Raw genomic sequence first — 14666 nt, 5'->3', positions numbered from 1 at the left:
CCCGATGCCGACACAACGCACGAACGCCAACCTCCTCAAGGCGGCAGTGTTTGTAAGAGCCAGACACCGGGTGATCTGGACCCAACCACCGCAAACGCGGCAACGCCACCCTGACACTGAGTGTTTGTACGACGACACGCCGTGCCGCGCGTACTTTTACGCACGCTCGCGGCACCGAGGGGTCAGTCCTCGCCGAGGATGCCGTAGATCTCGCGGCGCGCATTGTTGAGAATCTCGACGATGCGCTGCTGCTGCTCGGCGCTGGCGGTGTGCGCGGACTGCGCGACCGCGCCGAACAACTGCCCGACGGCCGCCCGTAGATTCATGTGCCCGGGGTCGGCGCCCTGCGCAATCTCCTCCCATGGCGGGGTGGAAATCTTCGCGGCTTCCGCGCGCCCGTCATCGGTGAGCTCGAAGAGCTTCTTGCTGCCTTCCGCCTCGCTGGCCCTGATGAGGCCCTCGTCGTCCAGCAACTGCAGGGTCGGGTACACCGACCCGGGGCTGGGCTTCCATAGGCCGTTGCTGCGTTCGGCGATCTGCTGGATCATCTCGTAGCCGTGCATCGGTCGCTCGGCCAGCAGCGCCAGGATGGCCGCGCGGACGTCACCGCGACGCCCGCGCCCGCCGCCGCCGCGGCGCCACCCGCCTCGGCCGCCCGGCCCGAAGCCGAGACCGAAGCCCGGCCCGAACCCGGGGCCGAAACCGAACGGGCCCTCGTGGCCGCCGGCGTGATCGCGGAGATGCTCGAAGAACTCCTGGCGGGCCTGCCGCCTGGCTCCGTGCAGAGCGCGCCGTCCGCCGCGGACGGGTGGCACCCCCAGCGTCGGGTCTGCGCCGAAGCCGAAGCCGATGCCCGGACGGCCCCCGAAGGGCGCGCCGGGGGGAGTGAATGGGTGGTTCATGTTCTGTCCTCAATGTTTGTGGGTCGACGCTCGGGGATCGATGCGCCTGCCGCTAACGATATATCGAAATCTATCGCGATGCAACGGGCAGATCGGCGACGAGTCGATCATCGGCTCTCGGCCGATCCGAACGGCGCACGCCGGTTTGCATCGGCAAGGTGCCGGGTAGGACCTGTGCAATGGACGCAAAGAACTCCAACCTGGCCATCGGAAGCGGATCCCCAGGCGCGGCGGAACCGGCCTACGGCGGCGCTCGCGACCGCAACGTGTGGCCGTGGGTGAACTGGGGGTTGGCGCTCGCGACCGTTCCCGCCGCGGCCATCGTGATGCTGTTCGCGCTGGGAGCGGTGATGAGCACCGACGGCTGCAGCGACCGCAACTGCCCCAACCTGGGCAGCGGGGGCATCGACTTCGGCGTCGCCTTCTACGGCGCGCCCATCGTGGCCGCGGTCGTCCTGCTTGTGTCGTTTTTCACCGCCAAGCGACGCAGCGGCATCGTGGTGCCCCTGATCGGCTGGGCACTGCTGGTCGCGGACGTCGCCTGGATGGCGGCCGCCGTCTCCAGCTGACGGTCAGCGGGGCGGGGCGAATCCGCCGGGCGGCCCGTCCTGCGGCCAGGGCGCGACCTGTGTTCCCGGCTCCGGCCATGGCACCGGCTGCTGCTGCGGCCACGGTGCGACGCCGGCCGGTGGCGGCGCGGGCCAGTTTCCCGCAGCCGGCGGAGAGGGCGCAACCGACCTCAGCCGCGCAAGCTCGCGCCGGTGCCGCTCGGCCAGGACGGCGGCCAGCACCATCTCGGGGGGAGCGCCGGGCGGCGGCGGCGGCGCGATGCGCGACACCACGTCCCCGGCAATGCGGTTGGCCATCTGATAGCGCAGCTGACGATCGAGTTGCGGTGCCCGCGAGAGGAATTGGCGCGCTACTTCGGCCTGGCCGGAGTCCAGCCCGGACAGCTGCAGCGACGCCGCCCACCACGCCAGCGACGGCGGCATCATCGGGGGCTGCGCCAACCGTGGCCCGCGTTCGCTGACCACGACGGTGCCCGCGAAGATGTCCCCGATGCGCTTGGCCTTCGGTGACAGCAGACTGCAGATGACCGCAGGGCTGCCGAGCAGCATCCAGATCTCCACCACGGCTGCCAGCGCGCGAAACAGCGCCTGCCGGAAGCGTTCTGGCCCGCCGTCGTCGGAGACGACGCGAAGGCCCAGCGCGATCTTGCCGACCGATCGCCCGCGCGTGGTGGTTTCCATGATCAGCGGATAGCCGAGCACCACCAGCACCGTGAAGATGAGCAGCACCGCGGTGCTCAAAGCACTGTCGAATTGGGTCAGGGTGGCCGCCCACAACATCAGGCCGAGGATGTAGCAGACCAGGATGACCGTGATGTCGATCAGCGCGCTGACCGCCCGCACCGGCAACTGGGCGATCTGCACGTCGAGCACCACGGCGTCGCCTGTCACCACCTCCGACATAACTGGGAACGGTACAGGGTTTGCCCGGGCGATTAGGCTGCCCAGGGTGGACGTCGACGCATTCGTGCTGACCCATCGTGGCACGTGGGACCGGCTGGAGGAGTTGATCGCCAAGAGGCGGTCGCTGACGGGGGCCGAGGTCGACGAGCTGGTCGAGCTCTACCAGCGGGTGTCCACCCACCTGTCGATCCTGCGGTCGGCGTCATCGGACTCCGTCCTCATCGGCCGGCTGTCGAGCCTGGTGGCCCGCGCCCGCTCGGCCGTGACGGGCGCGCACGCGCCGCTGTCCCGCACGTTCGTCCGGTTTTGGACGGTGTCCTTCCCCGTGACTGCCTTCCGCACGTGGCGGTGGTGGCTGGGCACGGCGGCGACCTTCTTCGCCGTCGTGGTGGTCATCGCGGCGTGGGTCGCCGGCAACCCTGAGGTGCAGTCGGCGATCGGAACGCCAAGCGACATCGACCAATTGGTGAACCACGACGTCGCCTCGTACTACAGCGACCACCCCGCGGCCGCCTTCGCGCTGCAGATCTGGGTGAACAACTCCTGGGTGTCCGCGCAGTGCATCGCCCTGTCCGTGGTGCTCGGAATCCCGATACCCGTGGTGCTGTTCCAGAACGCCGCCAACCTGGGGCTGATCGCCGGGCTGATGTTCCATGCCGGCAAGGGCGGCCTGCTGCTGGGACTGCTGCTCCCCCACGGATTGCTGGAGCTCACGGCGGTATTCCTCGCCGGCGCAACGGGAATGCGGCTCGGGTGGTCGGTGGTCGCCCCCGGCGACCGGCCTCGTGGGCAGGTGCTCGCCGAGCAGGGCCGGGCCGTCGTGTCGGTCGCGGTCGGGCTGGTGGCGGTGCTGCTGGTCTCCGGCCTGATCGAGGCGTTGGTGACGCCGTCGCCGTTGCCCACGTTCGTCCGCGTCGGGATCGGCGTCGTCGCCGAGGCGGCATTCCTGGCGTACGTGGTGTACTTCGGGCGGCGCGCGGTCAGGGCGGGCGAGACGGGCGACATGGAGGACGCGCCCGACGTGGTGCCGACGCTTTAGCGCAATCTCACAGCCGCCCGGTCGCTTTCATCGCCAGATAACTGTCGGCCAGCGCCGGGGCGATCTCGCTCGGCGGCGCGTCGACGACCTCGACCCCGGCGCGGCGCAGTCGGGTCGCGATCGCCGCGCGGTCGTTGCGGGACCGCTCGGCGGCGGCCGCGTCGTACACGGCGGCCGGGTCCGACCGTCCGGCCGCCATGTCGTCGACGCGGGGGTCGGCGACCGCCGCGACGAGCAGGTGGTGGCGGGCGGACAACTGCGGCAGGACCGGCAGCAGTCCCTCGTCGAGCGCGGTGGCGTTGAGATCGGTCAGCAGCACCACCAGCGACCGCCGGCGGGTTCGCCGCAAGATCGTCGAAACCGTTGCCCGCCAATCGGGTTCGATCAGCGTCGGCTGTAGCGGGGCCATCGCATCCACGAGCTGCGCGAGCAACTCGGTGCGCGACGCCCCGAAGACGGCGGCCCGGCTGACGCGGTCGTGGGCGAGGAAGTCAACGTGGTCGCCGGCGCGCGACGCGAGCGCCGCCAGCAGCAGGGCGGCGTCCATCGACCAGTCGAGCCGGGGCCACCCGGCGGGGTCCGTCGCCGTCGGGTCGACGCCGACCCGGCCCGCGGCCGTGCGCCCGGTGTCGAGCACGATCACGACGCGGCGGTCGCGTTCGGGCCGCCAGGTGCGCACCACGACGTCGGCGCGCCGCGCGGTGGCGCGCCAGTCGATGGAGCGCACGTCGTCACCCACGACATATTCGCGCAGCGAGTCGAATTCGGTGCCCTGCCCGCGGATCAGCGTCGGCAACAGCCCGTCGATCTCCCGCAGCTTCGCCAGCCGCGACGGGAGGTGCTTGCGCGACAGGAACGGCGGCAGCACCCGCACCTGGCCGGGCACCCGCTGGGAGCCCTGGCGTCCCGCCAGCCCGAGCGGGCCGATCGAGCGGGCGGTGACCGCGGCCGCCCGCTGGTCGCCCCGGCGCACCGGGCGCAGCTGTGTGACCACCCGTTGCTGCTGGCCGCCGGCGATGGAGACGGGGTGGCTGCGCGGCTCCGCGCGAGCGCTCGGGGGCCAGGCGTCGCGGACCTGACCACGGAATCGGCGCGGCCCGTCATTGTGGACGAAAAGGCCCACCTCCACCGGTTGCGTGAGCCGGGCCGAGCGATCGGGGTCGCGGGTGTAGCGCAGGCGGCGCGGGCTGGCCGCCAGCGCGATGTCGACGCACACGGCGATCACCAACGCCACCAGCAGCGCGACGAAAGTCTCTGGGGGAGAGGGTGACAACGCGATCGGCAGGACGCACAGCAGCGCGACCAGGCCCGTGCGTCCCGTCAGGATCATCTACCGGGGCACCGGAACCGACGCCAGGATCCCGTCGAGCACGCCGTCGGGGGTGGCACCCTCCAGCTCCGCTTCCGGGCGCAGCATCACCCGGTGCCGCAGCGTCGGGCGGGCCATGGCCTTGACGTCGTCGGGGGTGACGTAGTTGCGCCCGGACAACCAGGACCATGAGCGAGCCGTGGCGAGCAGGGCGGTCGCCCCGCGGGGCGAGACCCCGAGCTGCAGAGCGGGGGAGCTGCGGGTGGCGCCGACGATGTCGACGATGTAGCCCAGCACCTCGTCGGCGACCAGGACCCGCTGCACGGCTTCCCGGCCGGCGGCGAGCTCGGCGGGGCCGGCGACCGGCTGGATCGCGGACAGGTCGCGGGGGTCGAAGCCGTGCGCGTGGCGGCCGAGGATCGCGATCTCGGCGTCGCGCGGCGGCAGGGTGACGTTCAGCTTGAGCAGGAAGCGGTCGAGCTGGGCCTCGGGCAGCTGGTAGGTGCCCTCGTACTCGATTGGGTTCTGGGTGGCCGCGACGATGAACGGGTCGGGCAGGGGCTTGGGTTCGCCCTCGACGCTGACCTGGCGCTCCTCCATCGCCTCGAGCAGCGCGGCCTGCGTCTTGGGCGGGGTGCGGTTGATCTCGTCGGCCAGCAGCAGGTTGGTGAAGACCGGTCCCGGCCGGAAGGTGAACGCGGCGGTGCGCGTGTCGTACACCAGTGAGCCGGTGACGTCGCCGGGCATCAGGTCGGGGGTGAACTGCACGCGCTTGAACTCCAGGCTGAGCGCGGCGGCCAGCGACCGGACCATCAGCGTCTTCGCCACTCCCGGAACGCCTTCCAGCAGAACGTGGCCGCGGCAGAGCAGCGCGATCACCAGGCCGCTGACGACGCCCTCCTGACCGACGACGGCCTTGGCGAGTTCGCCGCGCAGCGCCAGCAGCGCCTCGCGGGCCGACTCGGCGGCCGGGGACGGGGCCTGCACCTCAGGCGAGGCCTCAGGGGAGGATTGCGTCGGTTGAGTCACGTGTGGGTGACCTGCCTTTCGATGTCGTCGAGCGCACGGGCCAGTTGTAGCAGGTCGTGATCGGTGGCCGGGGGCAGCCCGAACAGGTGGTAGGAGACGAATCCCGCGTCGGCGCCGCACCGCCGGGCCACGGTGGTCACGACCGCGGGCGGCGGCGCGTCCGGTCCCAGGCCGAGCCGCGGCAGGAGCCGGTGCAGGGTGGCGGTCCGCAGCGCCGCCGCGGCGCGGTCGCGCGCCCGGCGGGAGCGGTAGAGGCGGCCGCGGCCCTCGACGGTCTCCGACGCCCGCACGACGACGGGCAGCTCCTCGGCCACCAGCGGGCCGAGCCGGCGGCCCTGCCACAGCGCCACCAGGAGCACGGCGAGCGCGAGCTGGATGACGATCCAGGTCACGTTGTCGGGGACCAGGTCGAGCAGCGACGTCGAGGACGACGACCCGCCCTCGACGCGGTGGGGCGCGTACCAGACGAGCCGCGGCCGGTCGCCGGCCAGGTTCATCGCCAGGGCGGCGTTGCCGGCCTGCAGCAGGCTGCCGTTCGTCATGAAGTCACTGCTGCCGACCGCGGTGACCGTCCGCCCGTGGTCCCGGAAGCGAACCAGCGCCCCGCCGTAACAGCTCGTGACTGTCTGGCCCTTCGGCGCCTTGTAGGTGTCGCTGGGCCCGAAACGGACCGGTCCGGCCCGGTCGGCCTCGCGCAGCGAGCAATCGGGCTTGCTGTCGAACGCGTCGGTGCCCGACATCCGGAAGCCGGGCATCAGCGCCTCGCGGGTCCGCGCGGTGGGTTCGGCCAGCAAGAGGTCACCGGGGACCCGTGCGAGGCGCTCCACGGCGGCGTCGGTGAGGTACTGACTCTGGGCCACGAGGACCAGCGTGTCGGGACGCGCCGCCTGCTCGACGTCGGCGATGCCATCGGCCACGACGACGTCGACGCCCCCGTCGCGCAGCAGCGCCACCAGCGCGTGGGCGCCGTCGGGACCTGTCGATGCGGGGTCCATCCGCGCGCCCGGGCGGGGGGCGGTCAGGTAGGCGTCGATGCCCGCCAGAATGGCGAGGACGGTGAGCGTCACGACGACCCAGCGCCATGAGCGACGGCGGGCCGCGATCCCCGAGATCGTCGTCATCAGCGCACCTGCGCCCAGGGCTGGCCGGCGCCGGCGGGCCCGGGCGCGGGCGCGAGGCCCGGCGACCGGTACCGCAGGTGGTCGTCGAGCTCGGCCACCGTCTGGTAGGCGGCGGGTGTGCCGGGCTGCTCGCCGTACGTGACGTCATTGAAAGCCGTTGCCGCTGAGGTTAATTCGCTGCTCAGGTGCGGCAGCGCGGCGCCGGCGTCGCGGGCCAGCTCGTTGGCGGTGCGGCCGGGGGCGGGCTCCAATACGCCGGTTTCCTCGAGTTGCCGGGCGACGGCGCGCAGCCGGTGGCGGATTGCGGCGGCCCAATTACCCTCCGCGGCATAGGCTTCCGCCGTGGCACGGTGCTGGGCCGCGGTGAGCTGGGCGGCCCCGAACAGTTCGTAGTCGCCCCCGCGGTTGGTCCGCAGGGTGCGACGCGCGATGTGAATAGCGGCCGCGACGGCGATCGCGAGGAGGATCAGGAGCACCGTGCTGGTGAGCCAGCCGCCCGGCATCGTGGAGATGTTCTGCAGCAGACGGTAGATCGCTTCGTTGAGCCAATCGACGAATTGCTGCCCGGCGGAGGATTTCCCGTAGATGGGCTTGCCGAGTTCGGTCTGCGCGGCCTGGTGCGCGGCATCTCGATCGATGTCGATGGAAGGCACGGTCGTCCTCAGGCGGGCCGGGTTAGCCAGAGGTGGTCCGTCGAGGCGCCCGCGTAGGGGCCGCCGGCCGCGCCGGTCTGCAGCACCAGGTCGAAGGCCTCGGCGCGCATGCGGCGGTCGGTGTAGAGCAGGACGACGACTCCGGCGGTGAAGGGGGCGGTGATGATCTGCCCGATCGCGGATCCGATCGATGCTATCGCGGTGCTGACCAGGACGATCCCGGTCGAGGTCTCCCCGGCCAGGATCACCTGGCCGACGATGTTGAATGGCGCGCCGACGGCGCCGGCGACGACGGAGGCCACCAGGGCAGCCAGCACCCTGATCCCCAACACGCGCCAGAAGCCGTTGCGCACCAGCGTGAACGACCGCGTGATCGCGTCGACGACGGGCAGCCGCTCAAGCACGATGAGCACCGGCGCGAACAGCACGACGGTGTAGAGGTACACCAGCAGCGCGCCCACGACGAGCGCCATCGGCAGGCCCACGATCACCGCGGCCGCGCCGTTGCCGACGGCCGCCAGCACCGCGATGATCACCACCATGACGCCGACGAGTGCGGCCACCACGGCGGCCTCGATCAACGCGAGGCCCAACAGGGGCAGGATCCGCCCGCGGATCTTGGCCCAGGTTTCGCCCATCGTGATCGTCGACCCGAACACGGCCCGGCCGACGATCACCGTCAGCATGCCGGACAGCAGCATGCCGCCCAGCCAGCTGACCAGGATGCCGCCGCCCATCGAGGCTAGCCAGGCCCCCACGACGCCGGCGGACATCTCGTCGGCGCGTTGCGCGCCGAACCGGCCGTAGGCGGCCAGCGGGCTCATGGTGGCGATCAACGTGACGAGGTGGATGATGACCACCACGATGGTGGTGAGCCCGAGCGTCGCCTTCGGGTTGCTCCGGACGTAACCGACTGCGCCGTTGAAGATTTCGCTCAGGGTGAGGGGCCGCAGCGGGATGATGCCGGGTTTGACCGCCTGGCCGTAGGGACCAGGTGTCGGCGCGCCGTAGGGACCGGGCGCCGCGCCGTAGCCCGTCGGCGGGCCGTAGCCGGGTGGCGGTCCATACCCGGGCGAGGGCCCGTAACCGGGCGGCGGGCCGTAACCGGGCGGGGGACCGTAACCGGGCGGCGGACCGTAGCCGGTCGGGGGACCGTAACTCGGCGGGGTGCCATAACCTGGCGGCGGCTCATACGCAGGCGGGGGACCGTACGCCGGTGGACCGTATGCAGGCGGGGGGCCGTAAGCCGGTGGCGGGCCAACCGGATAGCCGGGCGGAGGGGTGCTCACCGCCGTCCGCGCCCCGTCGTCGTGTCGCCGGGGGTGGGCCCGTCGTTCGTCATGGGGTACATCCTGTCGGCGGTCCGGGCATTTCTCAATCTTGACCGACCTCGACCGCCGGGTGGCGCGGTACCGTCGCAGCCATGGCGGAACTCAAAGCACGGCTGCGGGCGGACCTGACCCAGGCGATGAAGAGTCAGGACAAGCTGCGCACGGCGACGCTGCGCATGCTCCTGGCCGCGATCCAGACGGAGGAGGTCTCGGGTAAGGAGGCCAGGGAGCTCTCCGATGACGATGTCATCAAGTTGCTGGCGCGCGAATCCCGCAAGCGCGGCGAGGCGGCCGAGATCTACACCCAAAACGGTCGCGGCGAGCTCGCGGCCAACGAGCACGCCGAGGCGCGCATCATCGACGAATACCTGCCCACGCCGCTCAACGAGGCCGAGCTCGCCGACGTCGCCGACACCGCCATCGCCCAGGTGGCCGAGGAGATCGGCGAGCGCCCCACGATGAAGCAGATGGGCATGGTGATGAAAGCGGCGACGGCGATCGCGGCCGGGAAGGCCGACGGCGCACGCCTGTCGGCGGCGGTCAAAGAGCGCCTCTGAGCGCACCGTGAGAGCCGGATAGCCGCCGACCGGCGCCGCACGCCCGTAATCCCCGTCCGCTTTATCATCCATTCATGCCGATCCGGATCCCGTCGATCCGGCACACGCTGCAGGTGCTGCGCACCAAGGACCCTGAGCGCGACGCGCTGCGGCGCGCCGTCCGCGCGGCGGTCATGGTGCCACTGACGACCGGGTTGGCCTTCTTGGTCGTGGGCGGCAAGGTGGTGCCGCTCTACGCGTTGCTCGGCGCGTTCTGGCTGCTGGTCGTGACCGACTTTCCCGGCAACCGGCAGCAGCGGGCGGTGGCATACCTCGGCCTCGCCGCGAACGGCTTCGCCCTGATCGCCCTCGGCACCCTGGTGGCTCCGTACGTCTGGCTGTCGGTCGTGCTGATGCTCGCGCTGGGCGTCGCGGTCACCCTCGCGGGGATGCTCAGCGCGACGATGTCGGCCGGTCTGCGCGCCACGTTGTTGTTCTACGTCTGGCCGGTCTGCACGCCGGTTGGGCCGATCGGCGAGCGGCTGCTCGGTTGGCTGATCGCCCTGGTGATGTGCGTGCCCGCGGCGCTTTACCTGCTGCCCCCGCGGCATTACGACGAATTGCGGCGCCGGGCCGCCCGCGTGTGCGGGGCGCTGGCCGACCGGATCGAGGGGAGCGGGTCGGCCGCAGCGGTCACCGAGGCAATGGACTCGCTGCGGGCGAACTTCCTGGCCGCCAGCTACCGGCCCGTCGGCCTGAGCGCCGGCAGCCGCGCACTGGTCCGCCTCGTCGACTTTCTCGAACTGGCCGGCGACCTCGTCGGCGAACACGCCGGCGCGACGCTGGGCGCCGTCAGAAGCCACGCGGTCGACGTCCTGCGCCTGTGCACCGGGGTGCTCGACGCGTCGCTGGCCGCCCCCCAGGGACCGCGCTGCCTCGCCGGACGCGACGCGCTCGACCGGGCGCTTCCCGTCCTGCGGTCGTCGGCGCGCGAGGCCTACCGCGAGAACGTCCGGCTGATCCTCGAGGCGCCGGACGACGCGGCGGCGGTGGCGATCGGCCGGCGGTTGCTGGAATGCCGGGTGATCCAGTCGACGGTCACCCTGACCGGCCGGATCGTCGCCGCCGCGGCGGCCGCCGACGCCAGACCGGTCTGGGCGCGGGCCCTGGGGGTAGGGCTGCGGCCAACCGGGTTCGCCGACCGGCTGACGCCGGAGACGGTCGCCGGCACGACCATCGTCAGTGCGTTCCTCACCGCGCGTTCCGTGGCGTCGCGCAACGGGCTCCGCATGGGCGTCGGGCTGGCGCTGGCCGTCGCCCTCACGCACCTGCACCTCTTCGACCGCGGCTTCTGGGTGGTGGTGGGCACCATGCTGGTGCTCAGCAGCAGCGCCCTGGCCACCAGGACGAGGGTGGTGCAGGCGGTGACGGGCACCACCGTCGGCATCGTCCTCGGCGGCTTGCTAGTGGCGGCCGTCGGCGTGACGCCCCTCGTCCAGTGGCTGCTGGTGCCCGTCACGGTGTTCACGTCGACGTACCTGCCGCGGTTCGTCTCGTTCGCCACCGCGCAGGCCATCGGCACGGTGAACCTGCTGACCATCCTCAGCCTCACCCTGCCCACGGGGTGGCGCGTCGGTCTGCTGCGCATCGAGGACATCGCGGTCGGCGCGGCGGTGGGCCTGGGGGTCTCGCTGCTGCTGTGGCCGCGGGGCGCGACGGCGGCGGTGGCCGCCCTGATCGACGCCGCGCTCGCGGTCAACGTCCGCTACCTTCGGGCGGCCGTCCTGCGGGTCACCCGAGGGCCGTCCGGGAAGGACGAGGCGGACCTCGAGGCCCTGAGTCATGACGCCGTCGTGGGCAGCCGACGGGTGGACGACGCGGTGCGCCAGTACCTTTCCGAGACCGGCAACGGGGCCAACTCGCGGACCCCGGTGGTGCTGGCGGCCAACCGCGCCACCTGGGTGCGCTTGACGGCCGACGTGATCGCCGACCTCAAGAGGCGCCCGGAGGCCGACGCGTGCCCGGCCACCCGCGCCGTCCTGGAGCGCCACCTGGAGTTCGTCACGACGCACCTCACCGGGGCCGGCGACGGCCCGGGCCGGCCGATGGCCGGAGAGTTCGTGCGCGCTTTGCGGGCAGAGGCGTGCGCCCAGGTGGACGAGGTGGAGGTGGCTCAGCCGCTCGTCGCGGTCGCCGCCAACCTCGCGCAGCTCGAGCTGGTGCTGGCGGCGGCGTCCGAGGCCGCCGCCGCGGGCAAGGATCCGGTCGAGCGCTGAGCGGCCTCAGACGACCGTCCGGGTGCCGTCATCGCCGCGCTGCGTGACGCGGCGGGCGTCGAGCTGTTCGAGCAGGGGCACGGCGACCCGGCGGGTGGTGCCGAGCGCGCGCCGGGCCTCGCTGACGGTGAACGGCTGCGGCAGCGCGGCCAGGATCTGCGCTGCCCGATCGAAAGCGTCGGGCCCCAACACGATTGCGTCCGCGATCCGGGACAGCCGGCCGGTGCGCACGGCCGCGGCCAGTTCGCGCGGGCCGAGGCTCAGCTCGGCCAGCTCGTCGGCCTCCGGCGCCCGGAACGGCTCGGCGGCCAGCCAGTCCTCGATGGTGCGCACCGCCTTGTCGACGCGGGCCGGCAGGCCCGCCCCGGGCGCGCGCACCAGCCCGTCGACGATCTCGAGGCCGGTGCCCTCGAGCAGCCTGGGCACCAGGTCCGCCGCGGGCAACCCGGCGCGCTGCCGCACGGCTTCCAGCGGCATGCCGGCGGCGACGTCGTGCTCCTGCGCCCAACCGCGCACCGCCGCGGTCGCCTGCTCGCGCCGCGCCGCCCACCACACAGGGTCGATCACCCAGTCACCCACCCGCTGACCGCGCGCCGGCAGGCCCATGGCGCGCAGCTCGTCGACCCGGGCGCAGTCGGGCGAACGGAGATGGCCGGTCACCAGCGCCGACGCCAGCTCGGCGGCACGGGCCCGCGCCGCGCCCCGGCGGCGCAGCCCGGGCGGCCGCACGTCGAGCACCGTGATCCCCGCCGCGATCCGGTGCTCCCCGGGATCCCGCAGCAGGCCGACGTCGCCGACCCGCAACGGCAGCGGGGTGCCGAGCCGCAGCCGGGCCGCCGCGGGCCCCAGCGGGCGCACCTGCACCGGCACCGCCGCCGAGCCGACGTGCAGGACGAGCTGGCGGTGCAGGGCGCCCGCCGAGCGCAGCGCGACGTCGATCTCCGCGGTGTCCAGCCACGCGCCCGGCGTCCGGACGGCGTTGCCCCGGCCCGTGTCGTGACGGTCCAGCCCCCTCAGGTTGAGCGCGACGCGGGCCACCGGGCCGACGGAGGTCCGGCTTCGGCCCAGCGACTGCAGCCCCCGGACGGTGACCCGCCGCCCGGCGTGTTCCAGCTCGTCGCCGACCCGGACCGTGCCGGCGGCCAGCGTGCCGGTCACGACCGTGCCCGCGCCCCGCACCGTGAACCCGCGGTCCACCCACAGCCGCACGTCGGCCTCGGGGTCCGGGGCCGGCAGCCGGTCGGTGAGCGCCAACAGCTCCGCGCGCACCCGATCCAGGTCGGCGCCGATCGCGATCGGGGCACCGGCGAGCGTGGTGCCCGCGAGCCGCTCGGACACCTGCGCGGCGGCCGGCGCCGGGTCGGCCAGGTCCGCCTTGGTGATCACCACCAGCCCATGGCGCACCCCGAGCGCGTCGAGCGCGGCCAGGTGCTCCTCGGACTGCGGCATCCAGCCCTCGGTGGCGGCCACGACGAACAGCACCGCCGGGACGGCGCCCACCCCCGCCAGCATGTTCGCCACGAACCGCTCGTGGCCCGGCACGTCGACGAAGGCGACCTCGCGGCCGTCGAGCTCGGTCCAGGCGAACCCGAGGTCGATGGTCAGGCCCCGCCGCTGTTCCTCGGCCAGCCGGTCGGGCCACATACCGGTCAGCCGCTGCAGCAGGGTGGACTTGCCGTGGTCGACGTGCCCCGCGGTGGCTAGGACGAACACGCCCGCACCGCCTGGACCAGCAGCTCGTCGTCCTCGGGCGGCACCGTGCGCAGGTCGAGCAGGCACCGGCCGGCCTCGAGGCGGCCCACGACGGGCGGGTCGCCGGCGCGCAGCGCGGCCGCGTAGGCCGCGGGCAGGCTGACGGCCGCGCTGGGCAGGCGCACGCCCGGCGCGCCGCCGCCGCCGACGGCGGCCACGCAGACGACCGCCGTCGCGTCGGGCAGTTGCGCCGCAAGCGTTTCGGCGCGGGCCCGCAGGCCCGCCACGTCGGCCACCAGGGCTTGGGCGACGGGCGGCGGGGGGCCGGTCAGGGTGGCCTCGAGCGCGGCGAGGGTCAGCTTGTCGACGCGCAGGGCGCGGGCCGCCGGGTGGCGGCGCAGCCGCTCGATCAGCTCCTGACGGCCGAGCAGCAGGCCGGCCTGGGGGCCGCCGAGCAGCTTGTCGCCGCTCGCGGTCACCAGGTCCGCGCCGTCGCGCAGGGTCGTCGTGGCGTCGGGCTCGTCGGGCAGCACCGGGTGCGGCGCCAGCAGCCCCGAGCCGATGTCGACGACGAGCGGCACCTCCAGCTGGGCCAGTTCCGGGACGCCGACCGCGGAGGTGAATCCGGTGACGTGGAAGTTGGACGGGTGCACCTTCAGGACGAACCCGGTGTCCTGCCCGATCGCCTCGGCGTAGTCCCTCAGGCTGGTGCGGTTGGTGGTCCCGACCTCGCGCAGCCGCGATCCCGTCGACGCCAGCAGTTCGGGGATGCGGAAGCCGTCGCCGATCTCGACGAGCTCGCCGCGGCTGATCACGATCTCCCTGCCCGGGGCCAGCGTCAGCGCGGTGAGCAGCAGCGCGGCGGCGTTGTTGTTGACGACGTGCACCCCACCGGCCGTGGGCACCGCCCGGGCCAGCGCCGCCAGCGCGCCCCGGCCGCGGCGCGCCCGCCGGCCGGTGGCCAGGTCGAACTCCACGTCGGTCGTCCCGCCGGCGGCGACGACGGCGTCGAGCGCGGCGCGGGAGAGCGGCGCGCGGCCGAGGTTGGTGTGGACGACGACGCCCGTGGCGTTGACCACGGGCCGCAGGCTCGACGCGGTGGTGGGCAGCGTGGCGACGGCGTGCTCGGCGACCCGCTCGGGCTCGATCTCACCCGCGCGCGCCAGCTTCTGGGCGTCGGCGATCACCGACTTCACCAGCGCGCGGCCCAGCACCCGCTGCGCCTCGGCCAGCCGGGGGTCGGCGAGCAGGACGTCGGTGCCGGGTATCCGCCGGCGCGGGTCGGTCATGTCAGGCCCGAGGGAGC

13 protein-coding genes are annotated in these 14666 nt (G+C 73.1%); 4 read left to right on the top strand and 9 right to left on the bottom strand.

Annotated features, from left to right (window positions below; all coding sequences use genetic code 11):
• Positions 1-182: 182 nt before the first annotated feature.
• Positions 183-902 (bottom strand): PadR family transcriptional regulator, encoded by a 720-nt coding sequence (locus tag GPY60_RS04615; protein WP_156686443.1) that lies wholly within the window; start codon positions 900-902, stop codon positions 183-185.
• A gap of 179 nt (positions 903-1081) precedes the next feature.
• Between GPY60_RS04615 and GPY60_RS04610 the strand changes: the two genes are divergently transcribed.
• The gene (locus GPY60_RS04610) at positions 1082-1471 is read left to right on the top strand and encodes a hypothetical protein (protein WP_156686442.1); all 390 of its coding nucleotides are present in this window, start codon (positions 1082-1084) and stop codon (positions 1469-1471) included.
• A 3-nt stretch (positions 1472-1474) separates the two neighbouring features.
• Here the strand turns inward: GPY60_RS04610 and GPY60_RS04605 are convergent, their stop codons facing one another.
• On the bottom strand, positions 1475-2374 hold the full coding sequence (locus tag GPY60_RS04605) for an RDD family protein (protein ID WP_156686441.1): 900 nt from the start codon (positions 2372-2374) through the stop codon (positions 1475-1477).
• Between the two features lie 46 nt (positions 2375-2420).
• Between GPY60_RS04605 and GPY60_RS04600 the strand changes: the two genes are divergently transcribed.
• The gene (locus GPY60_RS04600) at positions 2421-3413 is read left to right on the top strand and encodes a stage II sporulation protein M (protein WP_156686440.1); all 993 of its coding nucleotides are present in this window, start codon (positions 2421-2423) and stop codon (positions 3411-3413) included.
• 7 nt (positions 3414-3420) lie between these two features.
• On the opposite strand, the gene GPY60_RS04595 is transcribed toward GPY60_RS04600, so the two are convergent.
• From GPY60_RS04595 to GPY60_RS04575, 5 genes are read right to left on the bottom strand one after another with little or no spacing between them, the layout of a single operon-like run.
• Positions 3421-4743, bottom strand: a complete 1323-nt coding sequence (locus GPY60_RS04595; RefSeq protein ID WP_156686439.1) for a DUF58 domain-containing protein — start codon at positions 4741-4743, stop codon at positions 3421-3423.
• Positions 4744-5751: an AAA family ATPase gene (locus GPY60_RS04590; protein ID WP_156686438.1), complete on the bottom strand. Its 1008-nt coding sequence runs from the start codon at positions 5749-5751 to the stop codon at positions 4744-4746. It abuts the gene before it with no gap.
• The gene (locus GPY60_RS04585; protein WP_156686437.1) at positions 5748-6872 is read right to left on the bottom strand and encodes a DUF4350 domain-containing protein; all 1125 of its coding nucleotides are present in this window, start codon (positions 6870-6872) and stop codon (positions 5748-5750) included. Before GPY60_RS04585 ends, GPY60_RS04590 begins: the two co-directional genes overlap by 4 nt.
• Positions 6872-7525 (bottom strand): DUF4129 domain-containing protein, encoded by a 654-nt coding sequence (locus GPY60_RS04580; RefSeq protein ID WP_156686436.1) that lies wholly within the window; start codon positions 7523-7525, stop codon positions 6872-6874. The genes GPY60_RS04585 and GPY60_RS04580 overlap by 1 nt, the downstream gene beginning before the upstream one ends.
• An 8-nt stretch (positions 7526-7533) precedes the next feature.
• Positions 7534-8814: a DUF7847 domain-containing protein gene (locus GPY60_RS04575; RefSeq protein ID WP_156686435.1), complete on the bottom strand. Its 1281-nt coding sequence runs from the start codon at positions 8812-8814 to the stop codon at positions 7534-7536.
• A gap of 134 nt (positions 8815-8948) precedes the next feature.
• Between GPY60_RS04575 and GPY60_RS04570 the strand changes: the two genes are divergently transcribed.
• Entirely contained in the window at positions 8949-9413 is a 465-nt protein-coding gene (locus GPY60_RS04570; protein WP_156686434.1) for a GatB/YqeY domain-containing protein, read from the top strand.
• A gap of 74 nt (positions 9414-9487) precedes the next feature.
• Positions 9488-11668 (top strand): FUSC family protein, encoded by a 2181-nt coding sequence (locus tag GPY60_RS04565; protein ID WP_156686433.1) that lies wholly within the window; start codon positions 9488-9490, stop codon positions 11666-11668.
• Positions 11669-11674: 6 nt separating this feature from the next.
• On the opposite strand, the gene GPY60_RS04560 is transcribed toward GPY60_RS04565, so the two are convergent.
• Positions 11675-13381 carry a SelB domain-containing protein gene (locus GPY60_RS04560; protein ID WP_156686432.1) on the bottom strand — a complete coding sequence of 569 codons (1707 nt, stop codon included), beginning with the start codon at positions 13379-13381 and terminating at the stop codon, positions 11675-11677.
• Positions 13369-14649 (bottom strand): L-seryl-tRNA(Sec) selenium transferase, encoded by a 1281-nt coding sequence (selA, locus tag GPY60_RS04555; RefSeq protein ID WP_156686431.1) that lies wholly within the window; start codon positions 14647-14649, stop codon positions 13369-13371. Before selA ends, GPY60_RS04560 begins: the two co-directional genes overlap by 13 nt.
• Positions 14650-14666 lie beyond the last annotated feature (17 nt).

This window comes from Mycobacterium sp. Marseille-P9652 (assembly GCF_902652685.1).
GTDB lineage: Bacteria > Actinomycetota > Actinomycetes > Mycobacteriales > Mycobacteriaceae > Mycobacterium.
Note: the sequence above shows the minus strand (reverse complement) of the source record. Positions and strands in the feature narration are given on the sequence as shown.